Raw genomic sequence first — 19,713 nt, 5'->3', positions numbered from 1 at the left:
ATGGAGCAATCGCACGTGGAGTCCGGGTTTAGACGACCGGTCAACGGCCTATCTCCGGGGCTGATCAAGAGGAGGACCGCCTCCGGCTCGCTCACAGGTTCAGTGCGTAGTCCACCGTGATGGGCGCGTGGTCTGAAAAGCGCTGGTCCTTGTAGATGTGCTCGGTCTTGGCCAGCACGGCCATGGCCGGCGTGGCCAGGTGGTAGTCGATACGACAAAAAACCTACAGAAACGCCAGCCAAGGCAAGACAAGCTTCACGAGAGGACCGAGTTCATGGGAGCGCCATGACTGTCGGCAGACGGCGCTGAAGCGGTCGTCCACGGTCGGGCTTCAAAGTGGTTTCCGGCCAAGCTGTCCGTCGCCGGCGTCGGCTTTCCGGCACGCTGACCGGCGTCCGGTCACGGGATGGGTTCTGTGTGTGCTAGTCAAAGCGGCTGTTCGTCTGCCCGCAGTGTAGGCAGCCCGCAGCCCGCAGCGTGCTCTCGCCGCTCGCTCAAGGGCCAGCGACAGCTTTGAGTTGGAAAGCCGTCATCAGTGATCTGCAATTTAGTGCGTCATGGAGCGGCATCAGGTTTTGCGTGCACGGCGTACTTGGCAGGAGCCCTTCTAGACTCGCGCCACAGCGGATTTTCTACGCAGGCGGACAAGTCGCCGACCGCGACCCCGTACGCCGATTTCTGACTGGCCAGGCGATTTGTTTACAAATTGTTACCTGCCAATCGGCAGGTAGTTGTTGACGCCGTGAGTGATGGCGGTTATTGTTAGTCTACCTGCCGAATGGTAGGTAAATATCTAAACCATCAATCAACCAGGAATACGACCATGACAAACAAGCTCCAACTCTTCACCTCGCCTTCGGCCTTCCCGAACCCCCAGCGTCTGCGCCTGTTCATGCACGAAAAGGGCATCGCTGACCAATTCCAGGAAACCGTCTACGACATGACGCCCGTCGGCGAACAACGCGGATGGCGGCACTTGAACATGAACCCGTGGGGCGAAACCCCCACCCTCCAACTGGCCGACGGCAGCTTCATCTCCGAGACCGCTGCCATCGTCCGGTATCTCGACCAGGCCTACCCGGGCCGGAAGATCATGGGCGAGAACGCTCTGGAGCAGGGTCTCGACAACATGTGGGACAACCGCATCTGGGTGCACATCCTGTACAGAATCGTCACGGCGTTCCATGTCCTGCACACCGGGCTCGGATTCAAGCTGGAGCTAACCAAGAACGAGGCCTGGGGCGAGCACTGCCGCAAGGAAGCGCTGGCGCACGCGGCCCTGGTCAATCGCCACCTGTCGGACGGCCGCCAATGGCTGCTGGGCGGGGATGCGCCCACCTTCGCGGACATGACGCTGGCAACAGCAATCGCGTTCTCGAAGTTCCCGGTCAACGCCACCCCGCTGGACGAGCGTTTCGAGCATCTGGATGCGTACTGGAAGCGCTGGCAGCTTCGCCCCAGCTTCCAAGCCGCCTATGCCGACGGCAACAGCGGCGTGCCGGAGCTGGATTCCCTGGCCAAGAAGTAAGCGCGGCTTCAGCCGCCTAGCCTCGGCTACATCGAACTCTTCACTGGCATTGTGATGCTTCGATGGCCGAGCCTCCTGAGCGTTGTAGGCAGTCGCAGACGCTCTGACACCCCAGGAGCGTAGCGTCATGAGACCCTTTACAGATATCAGGCGTGATGCGCATCGCCTTTGCAGCGATTTCTCCGCAGGCCGTGTGAGTCTGGATGCGCTGGAAGTCGGCGTAGCCGAACTGCTACGGCAGAGGGCTGGATGCGACTCCGTCGCTTTGTGGAGACGAGCCGGACACGGCATTGACGAGGAACTACGCAGTAAGGGCCCGTCGCATCGGGGCGTCATCGACGACGCCTCCGGTCGGCCGGCTCCCGTTCCGTCCATCGCTTTGTCGATTTATCTCGCGTGGAAGATCCGCGGGCTATCTGACCCACGACTCGCGCGACGTCGGCGAGGGCGTGATTATTCAGGCGTGGCACCTCCACTGCAGCTCCGCTGTCGCGTTTCTCCACGTTCCGACCTTCTACAACGGCGAGCTTTGCGGAGTAGTCTGCTTCTCGGATCACTCCAAACATCTCGCCTGGCCTGGCCCGCTACGTCAGAACACTCAGGAACTCATCTCGTTGGTGATGATCTACCTTTCCCCCCAAAAGCCGTAACCCGAAGAACCGACATCCTGCCCCGTCAGACTGGATGTGAGCGTCATGGGAGCGGAACCATGTAGTTCGCTGCGAAGGACTTGGCGAAACGATTGTGAGGCCCTGTCTCGAATATCAGGCGTCGCGGACGAAGTCCTTTCGAAGAGGCGTGCCTCGAGACATGTTGCATCGTCCAGCGCTCCAGCGCGAGCCTGTGCGAGCCTGTGCGAATGTTCAGGCCTACGGCTCAAGCTGGCAAAAGGCCTGCCGAACGATAAGTCGTGATCAGTGCGTCGAAAAGCGAGATATTCGAGCGACTTCTTGCAATGAGCTGAGCACCGGCGATGGCCGCAAAAATGGCACGCGCCCGAGGTTCACTTTCGTCGAGGCTCACTAAGCCCGCAGCAACTAGCATCTTGCTCAACCACGTCACGTTGACGTCGGCAAAGGCCTGCATTTCCTTGTTCACCAAGTCAGGCAGGTCTGCGGTTTCGGCGCCCATGAAACTGCCAAGGCACAGCCGGTTGTCGCTCGCGAGCGACCTTCGGAAAATGTCGGGAAACTGACGCAAGCACTCAAGTGGGTCCGAGTTCTCGGCCGAAATTGCGTCCAGGGCAACTGCCCCGTCTTCCCAATATCGCCTAGCGACCGCTGCGCCGAGCTCGGCCTTGCTCGGAAAATGATAGTAAATGCTTGCGGCCTTGATGCCCACGTCTTGTGCCAGATCGCGGAAGTTCAAGCCGGCGTAGCCGTGCGTCTGCGCGGTCTTCTTGGCGGCAGCCAAAATGGCTTCCCGGGCGTTCGAGCTCACTTCAATGCCTTTCGTGTCAACAGACAGCTTCGACTACAAACAAACTGTTTTTAGGGTCTACGCACATTATATCGCCACGTCTACCTTTTGGCAGGTAGTCAATCATGCTGTGCAGCCGCTGAAGCTAGTTGCGTCGTTCTTAACGGAAGCGCTCCCACTCCTCGATGCTTGGAGCGAGTGCAGCTTTGGGCACCTTGCTGTCACTCAGGCCGGATGCGCCGATGGCGGCAATGGGTCGATTTCTGCCATCTGCGCGCCCGCAGTTGAACGCCAGCGCCGACTGACAGCGGGCGTTCACGCGCTTAGCGTAACGTCAGAGCTCAAAGTCGTAGTCGATGGTCAGCGGCGCGTGGTCGGAAAAGCGCTGGTCCAAATAGATGTGCTCTCGTCTGGCGAACGCGGCAAGGCTCGGAGTCGCCAAGTGGTAGTCGAGCCGCCAGCCCACGTTCTTGGCATAGGCCTGGCCGCGGTTGCTCCACCAGGTGTAGGCCGCGTCGGTGGTGGTGGGCTGCAGCTTGCGGTAGACATCGACCATGCCGCCGCCTCGAAGCGATGGCCCGGTGCGCTCGATCAGTTCTTCCGCCGCTTCGTTGGCCAGCTCGGCGTCCTTCAGCAGCTCCGTCATCCAGGCGCGTTCTTCGGGCAGGAAGCCGCTGTTCTTGCGGTTGCCCTTGAAGTTTTTCAAATCGATTTCCTGGTGCGCGATGTTGACGTCGCCGCACAGCACAAAGTCGCGCGTTTCCTTCAGCGCCAGCAGGCGCGGGTAAAACTCGGCCAGAAAGCGGAATTTAGCGGCTTGCCGTTCCTCGCCCGATGAGCCACTGGGGAAATAGCAACTGATGATGGACAGTTTGGGCGCATGCTTGCGGCCCGGCTGATCAAAGCGCAGCTCCACATAGCGGCCTTCGGCGTCGAATTCGGACGAGCCATAGCCCACAATCACATCGCTGGGCTCGTGGCGCGTATACACCGCCACCCCCGAATAGCCTTTCTTTTCGGCAAAATGAAAATGTCCCTTCAAGTCGGCCAGTGCTTCGAAGCGACCGCTCACATCCGCAGCTTGCGCCTTCAACTCCTGCACGCAAATACAATCCGGTAGGGACTGTGCAATCCAGTCCTCCAGTCCTTTGCTGGTGGCGGAACGGATACCGTTGAGGTTGAGGCTGGTTAATTTGAACAAGGACATCTCCAATGAGTACGGCAGGGCAAACAGACAAGGCGCAGGCAACTTCCGCAGACACCACACTGGCACAGGAATTCGTGCAGTTTGCGCTGGAATCGGGGGTGCTGCGGTTCGGCGAATTCAAAACCAAGGCCGGGCGCCTGAGCCCCTATTTTTTCAACGCGGGCCTGTTTGACGACGGCGCCAAGCTGGGCCGCCTGGCGCAATTTTATGCGCGCCACCTGCTGGCCGAGGCCGAGCGCAGCGGGCTGGAGTTTGACATGATTTTCGGTCCCGCGTACAAGGGCATTCCGCTGGCCGCCGCCGTTGCCGTCGAGCTGGCGCGGCAGGGCCGCAATGTGCCGTTTGCCTACAACCGCAAGGAGGCCAAGGACCACGGCGAAGGCGGCACGCTGGTCGGGGCCCCCGTCAAGGGGCGCGTGCTGATCATTGATGACGTGATGTCGGCCGGCACGGCGGCGCGCGAATCGATTGCCATCATCCAGGCCGCCGGCGCCACGCCCCATGCGATGGTCCTCGCGCTGGACCGGCAGGAAAAAGCCACCGAGAATGGCGTGGATGTCAACCACAGCGCAGTGCAATATGTAACGAATCAGCTGGGTTTGCAGGTTTGCGCGATTGCGCGCCTGACCGACTTGCTGCAGTATCTCTCCAGGCAAGGCGACGTGTCGACGCCAGGGGTCTCTGGCGCGTTGTCCTTAAAAGCCCACTATCAGGCTGTGCTGGCTTATCGGGAGCGCTATGGCGTGGAATGAGGAGTCGAATTGCTTTTGCAAACAGCGTTGACGGCGGGGCTGGTGCTGGCCACCTGCCTGTGCGGTGAGGCCGCGGCCCAGAGCATCTACACCTGTGTCGATGCAAAAGGCCGCAAGATCACGGCGGACCGTCCGATTGCCGAGTGCATGGACCGCACGCAGCAGGAGTTGACGCGTTCCGGCCGGCTTAGGCGCGAGGTCGGGCCGTCGCTCACGGCACAGGAGCGGGCAGCGCAGGAAGAAAAAGAGAAGCTGGCGGCAGAGGCGCGTGCGCGCGAAGTCGAAGAAAAGCGCCGGGACCGGGCATTGCTGCTGCGTTACCCGGCCCGCCCGGTGCACGACCAGGAGCGCACGATGGCGCTGGCCCAGATCGACGAAGTCATCAAGGCCGCCAGCAAAAGAACGGTGGAACTTGCCGAGCAGCGCAAGGCCATCAACGACGAATTCGAGTTTTACGCGAAAGACCCGTCCAGGGCACCTGGTTCACTGAAGCGCCGGCTTGAAGAAAACGACAGCAGCGCCGCCGTGCAAAAGAGATTCATTGCTGACCAGGAGCAGGAGAAAAAACGCGTCAACCTGCGTTTTGACGAAGAACTGGTCAAGCTCAAACAGCTCTGGGCATTGGCAGGCGTGGCACCTGCCAACGCGGCTTCAGGCGCCGCCGGCACTGCGGGCCACCCCAAGGCCGCCGCCAAAAACTGACTTTCTGACGTTCAATGGCAGGCTGACGATGCGCAGGCCGCATGGCGGCCCCGCCGGCGTCACGCCAGTTTTTTCCGCAGCAGCTCGTTGACCTGTGCCGGGTTGGCCTTGCCCTTGGTGGCCTTCATGGCCTGGCCGACCAGGGCATTGAAGGCCTTGGCATTGCCGGCTTTGACCTCTTCGACGTTTTTGGCGTTGGCCGCCAGCACGTCGTCAATGATTTTTTCCAGCTCGCCGGTGTCGCTCATTGGCTTGAGGCCTTCTAATTCGATGAAGCCCCTCGTTTGTCTATCCATCTCTTCAAAGGAGCCGGCTATTAGCGTGCGCTTGCCGGTCCAAAACAAATCAAACAAGTGCTTAGCACTGCTAGCGAGGAGCGTTCCGCTTTCAATATGTTTGATCAGAACCGCCAATTGCAAAGCAGTGACAGGCGCTGAGGCAATATCAATACCTTCGGCATTTAACCGGCGCGAAACTTCACCCATGATCCAGTTGCTCACCAACTTGGGTTGGTCGCACGCTTTGGTGGCGATCTCGAAATAGGCCGCCGTTGCCTTGCTTTGCGTCAGAGCTGTGGCGTCGTATTCAGGCAGGCCGTAATCCTTGACGAAGCGTGCAGCCATCACGCGCGGCAATTCGCTCATCTCGGCGCGCGTGCGCTCCACCCAGTCCCGGCCAATCACCAGCGGCGGCAAATCCGGGTCGGGGAAGTAGCGGTAGTCGGCCGCATCTTCCTTGGTGCGCATGGCCCGTGTCTCGCCGGTGTCCGGGTCAAACAGCACGGTGGCTTGCTGGATCGCGTGGCCGTCTTCCAGCTGCCCGATCTGCCAGCGCACTTCGTAGTCAATCGCCTGCTGCATGAACTTGAAGCTGTTCAGGTTCTTGATCTCGCGGCGCGTGCCCAGCTCGGCGCCGGGCTTGCGCACCGACACATTGGCATCGCAGCGGAAGCTGCCTTCCTGCATGTTGCCGTCGCAAATGCCGATCCAGGTCACAATCTTGTGCAGCTCTTTGGCATACGCCACGGCTTCGGCCGACGAGCGCATGTCGGGTTCGGTCACGATCTCCAGCAGCGGCGTGCCGGCGCGGTTCAGATCAATGCCGCTCATGCCGATGAAGTCTTCGTGCAGTGACTTGCCGGCGTCTTCTTCCAGATGGGCGCGCACCAGTCGCACCGATTTCTTTTCACCGTCCAGGAAGAACTCGACGACACCTCCCTGCACCACGGGAATCTCGAACTGGCTGATTTGGTAGCCCTTGGGCAGGTCGGGGTAGAAGTAGTTTTTGCGTGCGAACACGCTCTGCTCGGCAATGTGCGCATTGACGGCCAGACCGAACTCGATGGCGCGCTGCACTGCGCCCTTGTTCATCACCGGCAGCGCGCCGGGCAGCGCGAAGTCCACGGCCGAGGCCTGCGTATTGGGCTCAGCGCCAAACGCGGTGGAGGCGCGGCTGAAGATTTTCGACTGCGTGGTCAGCTGGGTGTGGGTTTCAAAGCCGATCACGACTTCGTAGCCCTGCACCAGCGAGGATGCGGGGGTGCTTGCGATGTTGCTCATGCCGACAATCCTGCCTTGTCTTCCGGTTTCATTTGATGCCAGTCGGTGGCCAGCTGGAAATGGTGGGCGGCGCCCAGCAGCTGGGTTTCCTGGAAATAATTGCCGATCAGCTGCAGGCCCACCGGCATGCCGTGTGCGCCCAGACCCGCCGGAATGCTCATGCCGGGCAGGCCGGCCAGGCTGGACGACAGCGTGTAGATGTCGGCCAGGTAATTGGCCACCGGGTCGTCGGATTTTTCACCGATCTTCCAGGCCACGGTGGGCGACACCGGGCCGGCGATCACGTCGCATTGCGTGAAGGCTTTCTGGAAATCCTGCGCAATCAGGCGGCGGATTTTTTGCGCCTTCAGGTAATAGGCATCGTAGTAGCCGTGCGACAGCACATAGGTGCCGATCATGATGCGGCGCGTCACCTCGTCGCCAAAGCCTTCGGAGCGCGACTTTTTGTACATGTCGGTGAGGTCGCTGTAGCTGGCCGCCCGGTGCCCGTACCGCACGCCGTCATAGCGGCTCAGGTTGCTGCTGGCTTCCGCCGGCGCGATCACGTAGTACACCGGAATGGACAACTCGGTGAGCGGCAGGCTGACGTCGACCAGCGTGGCCCCCAGTTTTTCAAATTCCGCCAGCGCAGCACGAACTGCCTTCAGCACATCGGCGGAGCAGCCCGCGCCGAAAAACTGGACGGGCAGGCCGATTCTCAGGCCCTTTAATGGCTCAGGCACTGTCTCCCGGTTGCCTGTAGCTATTAATTCGGTAGCGTAGTTGGTGACGGGGAGGTCCAGCGAGGTCGAATCGCGGTCGGGGTCGGGGCCGGCCATGGCCGAGAGCAGCAGGGCGCAATCGAGTGCGCTGCGCGCCATCGGGCCGGCCTGGTCCAGGCTGGAGGCAAAAGCCACCATGCCATAGCGTGAGCAGCGGCCATAGGTGGGCTTGATGCCGGTGATGCCGGTGAGCGAGGCGGGCTGGCGGATGGAGCCACCGGTGTCGGTGCCGGTGGCCGCCGGTACCAGCCGCGCCGCCACGGCGGCGGCTGAGCCGCCCGAGGAGCCGCCGGGCACGCGCGCCGTGTCCCAGGGGTTATGCACCGGTTGATAGGCGCTGTTGTCGTTGCCCGAGCCCATGGCGAACTCGTCGCAGTTGAGCTTGCCCAGCGTGACCATGCCCGCGCCGCCGGAGGCGACGCCGAGCCGGCTGACCACGGTGGCATCAAACGGGCTGCGGTAGCCGGCCAGCATCTTTGAGCCGGCCGTTGTCGGGAAATCACGGGTGACGAACACGTCCTTGTGCGCCAGCGGAACGCCCAGCAAGGGCGTGCGCTCACCGGCGGCCAGCCGTGCGTCGGCGGCCCGGGCCTGCGCCAGCGACACGTCCGGGTTGGTGGCGAGGAAGGTACCCAGGCTCTCATGCTGCTGGATGCGGGCAAGGAAATGTTGTGCCACCTCGACGCTGGAGACCTCGCGGGCGGCCAGTTTGGCGGCGAGTTCGGCGACGCCGAGGTCGTGCAAATCGGGGTTGCGGTCGCTGGCGCTCATTCGATCACCTTGGGCACGAGGAACAGGCCGCGTTCCACGGCGGGGGCGCTGGCCTGGCTGGCCTCGCGCTGGTTGGGCTCGCTGGCGATGTCGTCGCGCAGGCGCAGCGCCACCTCACCGATCACCGCCGCAGGGTGGGCCAGTGGTGCCACGCCGTGGGTATTGACGGCGGCCATTTGCTCCACCAGCGCGAAAAAGCCGTTGAGCTGGCTCAGGGTGTGTTCGGTTTCTTCGGGACGCAACTCCAGGCGCGCCAGGTTGGCGACGCGTGCGATGTCTTGGGATGTCAGTGCCATGAGGTGGTGGGTAGGTGCAGGGAAAGGAACAAAAAGACGCAGGTGGAAACGAGGTGTAAAGCTGAAAAAACGCCGCAGCGGCGCCATTGATTCACAGGGGATGCGTTATTATCCCGCCTTTGGTGTGAAATCATGGCTGGATGCACTCCGTAGGCGCTTTTTGAGTGCTGGAGACAAGCTTTCGGACAGCTTTGGCCCCACTTCTCATACTTGGTTCATCATAAAAAAGCGATCGGGCAACCCAGTTTGCTCATGCACCAACCGGATTCCTGCATATGTTTGAAGCATTCCGTCGGTATTTTTCTACCGACCTGGCGATTGACCTCGGTACCGCCAACACCCTGATTTTTGTACGCGACCGCGGCATTGTGCTTGATGAGCCTTCCGTGGTGGCGATTCGCCATGAAGGCGGCCCCCAGGGCAAAAAAACCATCCAGGCTGTCGGCCACGAGGCCAAGGCCATGCTGGGCAAGGTGCCCGGCAACATCGAAGCCATCCGCCCGATGAAGGACGGCGTGATTGCCGACTTCACGGTGACCGAGCAGATGCTCAAGCAGTTCATCAAGATGGTGCACCCACGCAGCCTGCTCAAGCCCAGCCCGCGCATCATCATCTGCGTGCCCTGCGGTTCGACCCAGGTCGAGCGCCGCGCCATTCGTGAAAGCGCCCTGGGCGCCGGCGCCAGCGACGTCTACCTGATTGAGGAACCCATGGCCGCCGCGATTGGCGCGGGCCTGCCGGTTTCCGAGGCCAGCGGCTCCATGGTGGTCGACATCGGCGGCGGCACCACCGAAGTCGGCGTGATCTCGCTGGGCGGCATGGTCTACAAGGGCAGCGTGCGCGTCGGCGGCGACCGTTTCGACGAGGCCATCATCAACTACATCCGCCGCAACTACGGCATGCTGATTGGCGAGCCCACCGCCGAGGCCATCAAGAAAAGCATCGGCTCGGCCTTTCCTGGCTCCGAGGTCAAGGAGATGGAAGTCAAGGGCCGCAACCTGTCCGAAGGCGTGCCGCGCAGCTTCACCATTTCGAGCAACGAAATCCTGGAAGCCCTGACCGATCCGCTCAACAACATCGTCAGCGCTGTCAAAAACGCGCTGGAACAGACACCGCCCGAACTGGGCGCGGACATCGCCGAGCGCGGCATGATGCTGACCGGCGGTGGCGCCCTGCTGCGCGACCTGGACCGCCTGCTGGCCGAAGAAACCGGTCTGCCGGTGCTGGTGGCGGAAGATCCGCTCACTTGCGTGGTGCGTGGTTGCGGCATTGCGCTGGAGCGCATGGATCGCCTGGGTTCCATCTTCACCTCGGAATAAAGCCCGACCCGACCGCCGTCCTTCACCAGCCCGCCTTCGCCCATACGCACATCGCATGAAGCAGGGCCAGCCTGACAGCGCACCATGCCCTTAGGAACCCTAGACAGATCCCCGCCGCCCTTTTTCAAGCAGGGGCCATCGGCGCTGTCCAAGCTGATGTTCTTCAGCGCGTTGTCGCTGTTCCTGATGGTGGCGGACACGCGCTTTCGCATCACCCAGCCGGTGCGCGCGGCGCTCGCTACCGCACTCTACCCGGTGCAGTGGCTGGCACTGCAGCCGGTGCGCGCGGTCAAGAGCGGCAGCGACTATTTCACCAGCCTGAACCAGGCCCAGTCCAGCAGCGAGGACGCCCGCAAAAAACTTGCCCTGCAATCGCTGCGTGCCGGCCAGGTGGAGCAGCTGACGCAGGAGAACAGCCGGTTGCGCAAACTGCTGGGCCTGCGTGAGCAGCTCGCCACCCAGGTTGTGGCCGCCGAGGTGCTGTACGACGCGGCGGATCCTTACACCCGCAAGGTCATCATCGACAAGGGCATGGCGCAGGGCGTAGACCTCGGTTCGCCCGTGGTCGATGAGTCCGGCGTGCTGGGTCAGGTCACCCGCGTGCACCCGCTGGTGAGCGAAGTCACACTCGTGGTGGACCGCGACCTGGCCATTCCCGTGCTCAATGTGCGGACGGGCGCGCGCAGCGTGGCCTATGGCGACCCTGTCCTGGGGGGCAGCGGTCTGGAACTGCGCTTCATGGGCAGCAACTCCGACGTGCAACAGGGCGACATGCTGACCACCAGCGGGGTCGACGGCGTCTACCCGCCGGGCCTGCCGGTAGCGACCATCACCCGGATTGAGCGGCGCGCCGAATCGGCTTTCGCCAAGATTTACTGCACGCCGCAGGCGCTGGTGGCCGGTGCGCGGCATGTCATGGTGGTCAAGCCCGTCTCGGGCCAGATAGTGCCGCGGCCCGAGGCCGATGCAGCGCAAGTCGCCGGCAAAAAGAAGGGAGCCGCCAAATGATCATGCGCTCCGGCCAGCAGCTGCTGCTGCCCGCCAACCCGGTATTCATCTGGTTCAGCCTGATCGCGGCCTTGCTGCTGGACATGCTGCCGCTGGGGCGCGTGCCCTGGATGCCCGACTTCATGGCGCTGGTGCTGGTCTTCTGGAACGTGCACCAGCCGCTGCGCGTGGGCATCGGCCTGGCATTCATGTTTGGCCTGGCCATGGACGTGCACCAGTCTTCCCTGCTGGGGCAGCATGCGCTGTCCTACACCGCGCTGAGCTTTTTTGCGGCCATGATTCACCGCCGCCTGCTGTGGTTCTCCGTGCCGTCGCAGGCCGTGCAGGTGTTGCCGCTGTTTGCGGTGGCCCACGGCGTGGAACTGATCATCCGCATGATCGGCGGCGGCATTTTCCCGGGCTGGATCATGCTGCTGGCACCGCTCGCCGAAGCCCTGCTCTGGCCCGTCGTCAGCATCTTGCTGCTGGTGCCGCAACGCCGCGCCCCGAACCCGGACGAGAACCGGCCGTTGTGATGCCCCCACGGTCGCTCACTTCGTGTAGCTCCCTGCCCCCCGAGGGGGCCGCCCCGCCTGCGGCCCGGCAAAGCCGGTTCCGCGGCTCGGACTGGCTTTGGGTCGGCTTGCTTCGCATTGCCTTTTGGGCGGGCCGGGGGCGAGCATTCCGCGTGCGCCATAGGGGGAATCGTTCGGCTTGCGGGCACTCTGCCGCGGTCGTAGAGTTGCGTTGCCATGACTGAACTGCGCAACGTCGAAGCCGACCTGTTCCGCTTTCGCGCGCGCGTGCTGATTGCGAGCCTGGCCGTGCTTTGCGCCTTTGCGCTGCTGGCGGCGCGGCTGGTTTACCTGCAGGTGTTCCGCCACACCGACCTGAGCGAGCAGGCCGAAAGCAACCGCACGGCCATCGTGCCCATCGTGCCCAACCGTGGGCTGATCCTGGACCGCAACGGCGTCGTGCTGGCCAGCAACTACTCGGCCTATACGCTGGAGATCACGCCTTCCAAGGTGGAGAACCTGGAGGAAACCATTGCGGCGCTGGAAAAGGTGGTGGACATCCAGCTGCGCGACAAGCGGCGCTTCAAGCGCCTGCGCGAAGAGGCCAAAAATTTTGAGTCGCTGCCCATTCGCACCCGCCTGACCGATGTGGAAGTGGCCCGGTTTGCCGCCCAGCGTTTTCGCTTTCCGGGCGTCGACATCAAGGCGCGGCTGTTCCGCAGCTACCCGTACGGCGAGCTCGGCAGCCATGTGGTGGGCTACATCGGCCGCATCAACCAGAGCGAAAAAGAGCGCATCGACGAAGGCGATGACCAGGGCAACTACCGCGGCACCGACTACATCGGCAAGCTTGGTGTGGAACAGAGTTTTGAAAAGCAGCTGCACGGCATCACGGGGGTCGAGCAGGTGGAGACCTCCGCAGGTGGGCGGGCCGTGCGCCGGCTGGCCAGCAATCCGGCCATCCCCGGCGACACGGTCATGCTGTCCATCGACATCAAGCTGCAGAAACTGGTGGAAGACATGTTCGGGGACCGGCGCGGCGCGCTGGTGGCGCTGGACCCGAAAACCGGTGACGTGCTGGCGTTTGTGAGCAAGCCGACCTTCGACCCCAACCTTTTTGTCGACGGTATCGACGCCGAGAGCTGGGAGGCCCTCAACGAATCGATTGACAAGCCGCTGCTCAACCGGGCATTGCGTGGCACCTACCCGCCGGGCTCCACGTATAAACCGTTCATGGCCTTGGCCGCTCTGCAGCTCGGCGCGCGGGCCCCCGGAACCCTGATCAACGACCCCGGTTTCTACATGTTCGGCGGCCGCCGGTTTGGCAGCCCCGAGAATGAGAAGGGCGGCATCATGGACATGCACCGGGCGATTGTGGAGTCAAGCAACGTTTACTTCTACTCGCTGGCCAACGAAATCGGCGTGGATGCGATGCACGACTTCATGAAGCCGCTGGGCTTTGGCCAGATCACCGGCATCGACATCAATGGCGAAGTGCGTGGCGTGCTGCCCAGCCAGGCCTGGAAGCGCAGCTACTTCAAAAGGCCGGAACAGCAGAAATGGTTTGCCGGCGAAACCATTTCGCTGGGCATTGGACAGGGCTACAACAGTTTCACCATGCTGCAACTGGCGCAGGCCACGGCGGTGCTGGCCAATAACGGCATCAAATACAAGCCGCGCCTGGTCATCGGCACGCAGGACCCGGTGACGCGCGTGATGCACCCGCTGCCGGTTGCGCCGCCTGAAGACCTGGGTTACAAGCCCGAGAACGTGGCGGTGATCCGCAAGGGGCTGGCCGGCGTGGTGCAGGGCGGGACTTCGGCCAGGGTATTTGCCGGCGCCGGCTACCAGAGCGGCGGCAAAACCGGCACGGCCCAGGCCGTGGGGGCCCCGAAAGGCAAGTACAACAGCGCCAAGATGGAAGAGCACCAGCGCGACCATGCGCTGTATATCGCCGTGGCCCCCGCCGAAGCTCCCCAAATCGCACTGGCGGTGATCGTGGAAAACGCCGGCTGGGGTGCCGGTGCGGCCGCGCCCATTGCACGCCGGGCCTTTGACTACCTGCTGCTGGGCCAGTACCCGAGCGAGGAGGACATGGCTGCCGTGCAAAAAGGGCTGGCCGCAGCCCCCATTGGCAAGCCGCGCCGCGCGGCCGACATCGCGGCCTTGCCGGTAGCCGGTGTGCCGGCGATGCCGGACGCACCCGGCGCGGAGGCGCCGGCGGCGGCTGCTGTCGCCAAGACCGAGGGCGTGGTGCCGGTGGCTGGCAAGCCCGCGGCGAGGCCTGCGTCGGCCCCGGGCATCCCGCCGCGCTAGTATCCGGCGGGGCTGACCGGCCCTGTTCGGCCCTGTTGCGCTCGCGAGTATGTGGGTGCTTACATGGGTGCTATTTCAGAAAAGCATCAAACGCTGTCTTCAGAATCAGCGCGCTGACCACCACAATAAAAATGCTGCGCACAAAGCCGGCGCCATGCCGGAGTGCCAGCCGGGTGCCCAGCAAACTGCCCACCACGTTGGCCACGGCCATGGTCAGGGCGAAATGCCACCAGACATGGCCTTTCCAGGCAAACAGCGCCAGCGCGGCCAGATTGGTGGCGATATTGAGCAACTTGGCGGAGGCCGCCGCATTCAGGAAGTCGTAGCCCAGCCAGCGCACAAATAAAAATACCAGGAAGCTGCCGGTGCCGGGGCCAAAAAACCCGTCGTAAAAGCCCAGCACCAGCCCGATGCAGCAGGTCGCTGCCGTTTCGGCGCGGCCGGTAAAGCGCGGTGTATGGTGGCGCCCCAGATCCTTGCGGGCCAGCGTGTAGATCAGCACCCCTACCAGCACGAGGGGCAGGGCCTTGCGCAAAAAGCCCGCCGAAATGAGGGTCACCAGCCAGGCGCCGGCCAAAGAGGCGGCAAAACCGGCCGCTGCAGCCGGCAGCAGGGCCGCCCAGCGCATATCGACCCGGCGCGCGAACTGGACGGTGGCCACCGCCGTGCCCCAGACGGAGGCCCCCTTGTTGACGCCAAACAGCGTGGCCGGCTGGGCGGTGGGAAAGATGGCGAACAGGGCGGGCACCAGAATCAGGCCGCCGCCTCCGACGATGGCATCCACAAAACCGGCCAGCAGGGATGCGCAGGTAACAATCAGCAATTCCATGACTGCCGATTGTCTCATCGCACCGAAATGGTTCGTTGCTATTTAATTGATAGCTGACGACTACAGTGGATCATGGGTCACAGGGGCTTTTGGGTAAAGCGAGTGGCAGGCGAACGGGCATAAAAAAAGCGCTGGGGTTGCCAGCGCTTTGTCAAAAAAACACCTTGTGGAATGTTTGTTTGCTTTGTAATTGCTCTTCGTGTCTCCTCGGCTCCTCGCGTTGCGAGCAGCAGGGCTCGTCAGCAAGACCCTTAATATAGCCTGCGCACTGAGACAGTGCATTAGGAGTTTCCCGAACCTTTTCGGGCGACATCGGTCTTTTCACGCCAAGACGCTTTCGCTTTAGCTGCCCAGCGTGAAGTAAAAGCGCGCACCCTGCTCGGGCGCCGATTCGGCCCAGATCCGTCCGCCGTGCCGCGTGACGATGCGGTGCGCCATCGCCAGGCCAATGCCGGCGCCTGAAAACTCCGAAGGGGAATGCAACCGCTGGAAGGCACCAAACAGCTTGTCGACATAGGCCATTTCAAAACCGGCGCCGTTGTCCGCGATGCAGTAAACCGTCTTCCCGTCGGAGTCGGGCTGGCTGCTGACGCGGATGAGGGCGCTGGCCTGCCGGGACGTGAACTTCCAGGCGTTACCGAGCAAATGCCCGAGCAGGTGCTGGAGCAGGCTGGCATCGCCGTCGGCTTCCAGCGGCGCCTCGACCTCGGTTTGAACGTGGCGCCCCGGCTCCTTGGCCTGAAGCGTGGCCAGCACGGTGGTGCAGATTGCCGCCAGGTCCACCTTTTCGGGTCGGGTCGTCGCCTGCGACAGCTGGGCCAGCGACAGCAGGCTGTCGGTGCGGTCGTTCATCTGGCTGACGCCGGCGCGTATGCGGCTCAGGTAATCCTTGCCGCGCGCTGTCAGGTGGGCCGCCATTTCCCGCTCCAGCAGGCTCGCCAGGCCATTGATGGCAATATAGGGTTGCCGCAGGTCGTGGGCCAGCGAATGCGAAAAAGCCTGCAGTTCCTGGTTGGCCGCTGTCAGCGCAGCGGTTCGCCGTTCCACCCGTTGTTCGAGTTCGGTGTTGAGCCGCATGATGTTGTCTTCGGCGACCTTTCGCTCGGTGATGTCGCGCAAGATGATGCTGCCCTGGATATCGCCGTGGCTGCTGACGTGCTGCGATGCTGAAATTTCGACCGGAAATTTCACGCCGTTGCGACGCACGCACATGAGCTCGCCCCGGTATTTTCCGGGACTGCTCCGCATGTCCTGCAGCTGCGGGCCGGCGTCGTCCACGAGGCCGGCGAGCCCGGCATGGCGCAAGTCCTGCTCGGTCATGCCAAACATGTTGCAGGCGGCCTGGTTGGCCGAGACAATGGTGCCATCGGCCTGCGTCTGGATGAAACCGTCCAGGCTGGTTTCAAAGACCAGGCGAAAACGCTCTTCGCTGATGCGCAGCGTGTCTTCCGCGGCCAGCAGGCTGCGGTAGCGACGCGCCCGGCTTTGCGCCGCCGCGATCAGGTTGGCGGGCTCGACGGGCTTGATGATGAAGTCGTCGCCGCCCTGCTTGAGCGCCTGCGACTGCTTGTCCAGGCTGGTCTCCGTGGAAAGAAAGACGATGGGGATGCGGACAAACTCCTCCTGCTGGCGAATCAGCGCGGCCAGTTCCATGCCGTTGCAGTCGGGCATGTAGATGTCGCAGGTGATGAGGTCGGGACGAAACGCCGTGAGCGGGCCCGTCACGGTGGTGGGATCGGTCACGATGGCGGTTTCCATGCCGGCCGATTGCAGCACCTCGGCATAAAAACCGGCCAGACGTTCATCGTCCTCGATGATCAGCACGCGGTAAGGCCTGGACGGCTCGTCGGAGGTGATGCGGTCCAGGAAACCGAGCAGCGAACGCACATCCAGTGGGTGGGGCAAATAGCCGACACCGCCCGCCCTTACGGCACGCAGCCGGGCCTGGAAATCCGTATTTCCCGCCATGAAGATCAACGGCACCCCCGCCGAAGCGCCGGGGCCGGGCCGGGCCAGCGCGCGCAGCACGAGTTCCTCCTCTTCGGGCAGGCTCACGTTGGCCAGGATGGCCGCTGCCGCGCTGCCGGCCGGGCTGGCGGCCAGCTTTGAGGGACTGTCAAAGACCCGGCCGCGATAGCCCGATTGACCCAGCTGGCGCACCAGGTCGTCGGCCACGTCCGGATCGGGTTCGATGATGTCGATCAGGCGGGCAGGGGGCTGCGCGTCTGGCGCGGGTTTTGATGCCTGCGAAGCCGCCGCTGGGGGCCCGGCTTGCGCCAGCGCCAGCGCGGCCAGCAGCGCTTGCAGGCCGGTGTCCAGCAGGCCGGCGTCCTCGGGTCCGGGTGCCAGCCCCGTGTCCTGGCAGCGCACCAGCGCCTGCTCCAGCGCGCCGGCGGCCGCGCTGATCTGCGGAAAACCAAAGGTGCCGCCAGAGCCGGTGAGCTTGTGCGCCCGCGCCAGCGCGTCGGTGCGTGCGTCGGTGTCGTCGTGCTGTCTGAACTGGCTGAGCGCGCCCTGCAGCTGCTGCACCTCCTGCGGCAACCTGGACAGGTAAAGCTGCCGCAGTTTCTCCAGTTCCAGCGAAAGTTGACGGTGGGGCATGGGGCATCGAGGTGTTGCGGGGGCTCAATGGGGGCTGGCGTCCATTATTGCCCGCCAACGCGGCTTATGGAACAAACCAGCGACAAACCAGCCATGCCCCCGGCCGCCCGCCCGGCGGATTCACACCCCTTCGCGTATCCATTGCGCCGCCTTCTCCGCGATCATCAGCGTGGGCGAGTTGGTATTTCCGCTGGTGATCAGCGGCATCACCCCGGCATCGACGACGCGCAGGCCACGAACGCCGCGTACCCGCAGGTGCGAGTCCACCACCGCGAGGGGGTCGTCGCTGCGGCCCATTTTGGTGGTGCCGACCGGGTGGAAGATGGTGGTGGCAATGTCGCCGGCCAGCCGCGCAAGTTCTTCGTCGGTCTGGAACTGCACGCCCGGCTTGAATTCTTCAGGCCGGTATTTGGCCAGCGCGCTCTGGCTGACAATGCGGCGCGTCACGCGCAGCGAGTCCGCTGCCACCTGGCGGTCCTCCGCCGTGCTCAGGTAATTGGGGGCGATGGCCGGGGCGTCCTCAAAATGGCCGCTCTTGATGTGCACGGTGCCGCGGCTGGTCGGGTTGAGGTTGCACACGCTCGCCGTGAAGGCATTGAAATTGTGCAACGGTTCGCCAAAGGCATCGAGCGACAGCGGCTGCACGTGGTACTCGATGTTCGGGTAGGGATGCTCGGGCGAGCTACGCGTGAAGGCGCCCAGTTGCGACGGCGCCATGCTCATCGGACCGGTCTGGCGAAACGCATATTCGAGCCCGATGCGGGCCTTGCCCCACAGCGAGTTGGCCATGGTGTTGAGCGACAGGCCCCAGCGTTTGCCGCCTTCCAGGGCCTGCACCTTGTAGACCGAGCGGATCTGCAGGTGGTCCTGCAGGTTGGCGCCGACACCGGGCAGGTCCTGCACCACGGGAATGCCGTGCTGCTGCAGCAGGGCGGCCGGGCCGATGCCCGAGAGCTGCAGAATTTGCGGCGAGCCGATGCTGCCGGCGCACAGGATGACTTCGCCCATGTGTTCCGAGTCCCGGGTGGCCAGCGCGGTGATGCGCCCCTGCCCGGTCCACACCTCGACTCCGGTACAGCGCTGGCTGCCATCGGGCTGCGGCTCGATCACCAGCTTGCACACCTGGGCGCTGGTCCAGAGTTCAAAATTGGGCCGGCCATAGCAGGCCGGCCGCAAGAAGGCCTTGGCGGTGTTCCAGCGCCAGCCGTTTTTCTGGTTGACCTCGAAGTAGCCCACGCCTTCGTTGTCGCCCCGGTTGAAGTCCGGGGTGGCCGGAATGCCGGCTTGGGTAGCAGCCTCGGCAAACGCATCCAGGATGTCCCAGCGCAGCCGCTGTTTTTCGATGCGCCATTCGCCGCCCGCATTGCGGTGGCGCAGCAGCTTCTGGTAGGGGTTGAGCTTGTCCTGCATCAGCTCGGGGGCGGTGCCGCGTGCGCCGTGCATGGCGTCCGCGCCCTTGTAGTAGTCTTCATGCAGCTTGAAATGAGGCAGGGCGTTGTCCCAGCGCCAGGCGCTGTCGCCGGTCAGTTCCGCCCACTGGTCATAGTCGCGTGCCTGGCCGCGCATGTAAATCATGCCGTTGATGCTCGAGCAGCCGCCCAGCGTCTTTCCGCGCGGGTAGCGTAGCGCCCGGCCATTCAGGCCGGCGTCCGGCTCGGTGTTGTACAGCCAGTCGGTACGCGGGTTGCCAATGCAGTGCAGATAACCCACGGGAATGTGGATCCAGTGGTAATCGTCCTTGCGGCCGGCCTCGATCAGCAGCACGCGTTTGGAGGCGTCGGCGCTCAGGCGGTTGGCCAGCAGGCAACCGGCCGTGCCGGCGCCAATGATGATGTAGTCAAAAACCTGGTTCTCGTCTTGCATGGGTGTGCTTCTGGTCTTGCGGCCCCGGTGGGGGCTGTGGGGTGACTTGTTTTGGGCGGGGTAGCGGGGGATACTGCCTGCCTTGCCTAACGCAGAACTGACCAGCTTCAGATTGTGGCAAAAGCTGGCCGGCCCCGCGGCGGGGATTACCCGCTGGCCCCGGTGGCGGCAACCCTGCTGTAGGACCAGAGCGACAGACCGTGCGCATCTGCCCGAATGGGTATTGGCAGCAGTTACCATGACAATTTTGCGCTGGACGCATATGCAAAGGTCGCCGGCCCGCGTCCC

Annotated in this window: 15 protein-coding genes and 1 pseudogene; 7 read left to right on the top strand and 9 right to left on the bottom strand. The window is 63.4% G+C overall.

Annotation, left to right across the window (positions count from 1 at the left end; translation table 11 throughout):
- Positions 1–91: 91 nt before the first annotated feature.
- Positions 92–214, bottom strand: a pseudogene (locus AC1DS5_RS21025) (exodeoxyribonuclease III); the annotation flags it as partial.
- A gap of 609 nt (positions 215–823) precedes the next feature.
- Here AC1DS5_RS21025 and AC1DS5_RS21020 point away from each other — a divergent pair.
- On the top strand, positions 824–1,528 hold the full coding sequence (locus tag AC1DS5_RS21020) for a glutathione S-transferase family protein (RefSeq protein WP_477720199.1): 705 nt from the start codon (positions 824–826) through the stop codon (positions 1,526–1,528).
- 876 nt (positions 1,529–2,404) lie between these two features.
- Here AC1DS5_RS21020 and AC1DS5_RS21015 read toward each other — a convergent pair.
- Together AC1DS5_RS21015 and AC1DS5_RS21010 are read right to left on the bottom strand one after the other, a co-directional pair.
- Positions 2,405–2,974, bottom strand: coding sequence for a TetR/AcrR family transcriptional regulator (locus AC1DS5_RS21015; protein ID WP_477720252.1), 570 nt, complete (start codon positions 2,972–2,974; stop codon positions 2,405–2,407).
- A 307-nt stretch (positions 2,975–3,281) separates the two neighbouring features.
- Positions 3,282–4,148 carry an exodeoxyribonuclease III gene (locus tag AC1DS5_RS21010; RefSeq protein WP_477720198.1) on the bottom strand — a complete coding sequence of 289 codons (867 nt, stop codon included), beginning with the start codon at positions 4,146–4,148 and terminating at the stop codon, positions 3,282–3,284.
- 11 nt (positions 4,149–4,159) lie between these two features.
- Here AC1DS5_RS21010 and pyrE point away from each other — a divergent pair, with 11 nt between their 5' ends.
- Together pyrE and AC1DS5_RS21000 are read left to right on the top strand one after the other, a co-directional pair.
- Positions 4,160–4,906 carry an orotate phosphoribosyltransferase gene (gene pyrE / locus AC1DS5_RS21005; protein ID WP_477720197.1) on the top strand — a complete coding sequence of 249 codons (747 nt, stop codon included), beginning with the start codon at positions 4,160–4,162 and terminating at the stop codon, positions 4,904–4,906.
- Positions 4,907–4,915: 9 nt separating this feature from the next.
- Positions 4,916–5,608 carry a DUF4124 domain-containing protein gene (locus AC1DS5_RS21000; protein WP_477720196.1) on the top strand — a complete coding sequence of 231 codons (693 nt, stop codon included), beginning with the start codon at positions 4,916–4,918 and terminating at the stop codon, positions 5,606–5,608.
- Between the two features lie 59 nt (positions 5,609–5,667).
- Here the strand turns inward: AC1DS5_RS21000 and gatB are convergent, their stop codons facing one another.
- The 3 genes from gatB to gatC are packed head-to-tail and all read right to left on the bottom strand — an operon-like array spanning position 5,668 to position 8,995.
- The gene (gene gatB, locus AC1DS5_RS20995) at positions 5,668–7,167 is read right to left on the bottom strand and encodes an Asp-tRNA(Asn)/Glu-tRNA(Gln) amidotransferase subunit GatB (RefSeq protein WP_477720195.1); all 1,500 of its coding nucleotides are present in this window, start codon (positions 7,165–7,167) and stop codon (positions 5,668–5,670) included.
- Positions 7,164–8,699: an Asp-tRNA(Asn)/Glu-tRNA(Gln) amidotransferase subunit GatA gene (gene gatA / locus AC1DS5_RS20990; RefSeq protein WP_477720194.1), complete on the bottom strand. Its 1,536-nt coding sequence runs from the start codon at positions 8,697–8,699 to the stop codon at positions 7,164–7,166. Before gatA ends, gatB begins: the two co-directional genes overlap by 4 nt.
- Complete coding sequence (gene gatC, locus AC1DS5_RS20985) at positions 8,696–8,995, bottom strand: Asp-tRNA(Asn)/Glu-tRNA(Gln) amidotransferase subunit GatC (RefSeq protein WP_477720193.1); 300 nt, start codon at positions 8,993–8,995, stop codon at positions 8,696–8,698. Before gatC ends, gatA begins: the two co-directional genes overlap by 4 nt.
- Before the next feature lie 275 nt (positions 8,996–9,270).
- Between gatC and AC1DS5_RS20980 the strand changes: the two genes are divergently transcribed.
- The 4 genes from AC1DS5_RS20980 to mrdA all read left to right on the top strand — a co-directional run bounded on the left by AC1DS5_RS20980 (position 9,271) and on the right by mrdA (position 14,132).
- Positions 9,271–10,314 carry a rod shape-determining protein gene (locus AC1DS5_RS20980; RefSeq protein ID WP_007872262.1) on the top strand — a complete coding sequence of 348 codons (1,044 nt, stop codon included), beginning with the start codon at positions 9,271–9,273 and terminating at the stop codon, positions 10,312–10,314.
- 84 nt (positions 10,315–10,398) lie between these two features.
- The gene (mreC, locus tag AC1DS5_RS20975) at positions 10,399–11,322 is read left to right on the top strand and encodes a rod shape-determining protein MreC (protein ID WP_477720192.1); all 924 of its coding nucleotides are present in this window, start codon (positions 10,399–10,401) and stop codon (positions 11,320–11,322) included.
- The gene (mreD, locus tag AC1DS5_RS20970; protein WP_477720191.1) at positions 11,319–11,837 is read left to right on the top strand and encodes a rod shape-determining protein MreD; all 519 of its coding nucleotides are present in this window, start codon (positions 11,319–11,321) and stop codon (positions 11,835–11,837) included. Before mreC ends, mreD begins: the two co-directional genes overlap by 4 nt.
- Before the next feature lie 216 nt (positions 11,838–12,053).
- Positions 12,054–14,132 carry a penicillin-binding protein 2 gene (gene mrdA, locus AC1DS5_RS20965; RefSeq protein WP_477720190.1) on the top strand — a complete coding sequence of 693 codons (2,079 nt, stop codon included), beginning with the start codon at positions 12,054–12,056 and terminating at the stop codon, positions 14,130–14,132.
- A 70-nt stretch (positions 14,133–14,202) separates the two neighbouring features.
- Here mrdA and AC1DS5_RS20960 read toward each other — a convergent pair whose 3' ends face one another.
- From AC1DS5_RS20960 to AC1DS5_RS20950, 3 genes are all read right to left on the bottom strand, one after another.
- Positions 14,203–14,961: a TSUP family transporter gene (locus tag AC1DS5_RS20960; RefSeq protein WP_477720189.1), complete on the bottom strand. Its 759-nt coding sequence runs from the start codon at positions 14,959–14,961 to the stop codon at positions 14,203–14,205.
- A gap of 342 nt (positions 14,962–15,303) precedes the next feature.
- A complete protein-coding gene (locus AC1DS5_RS20955; protein ID WP_477720188.1) occupies positions 15,304–17,562 on the bottom strand; it encodes a response regulator in 2,259 nt (752 codons plus the stop codon).
- Positions 17,563–17,682: 120 nt separating this feature from the next.
- Positions 17,683–19,425 carry a GMC family oxidoreductase gene (locus AC1DS5_RS20950; protein ID WP_477720187.1) on the bottom strand — a complete coding sequence of 581 codons (1,743 nt, stop codon included), beginning with the start codon at positions 19,423–19,425 and terminating at the stop codon, positions 17,683–17,685.
- Positions 19,426–19,713: the final 288 nt, after the last annotated feature.

This window comes from Polaromonas sp. P4_H1, assembly GCF_056400945.1.
This window is presented reverse-complemented; position numbering and strand designations above follow the sequence as displayed.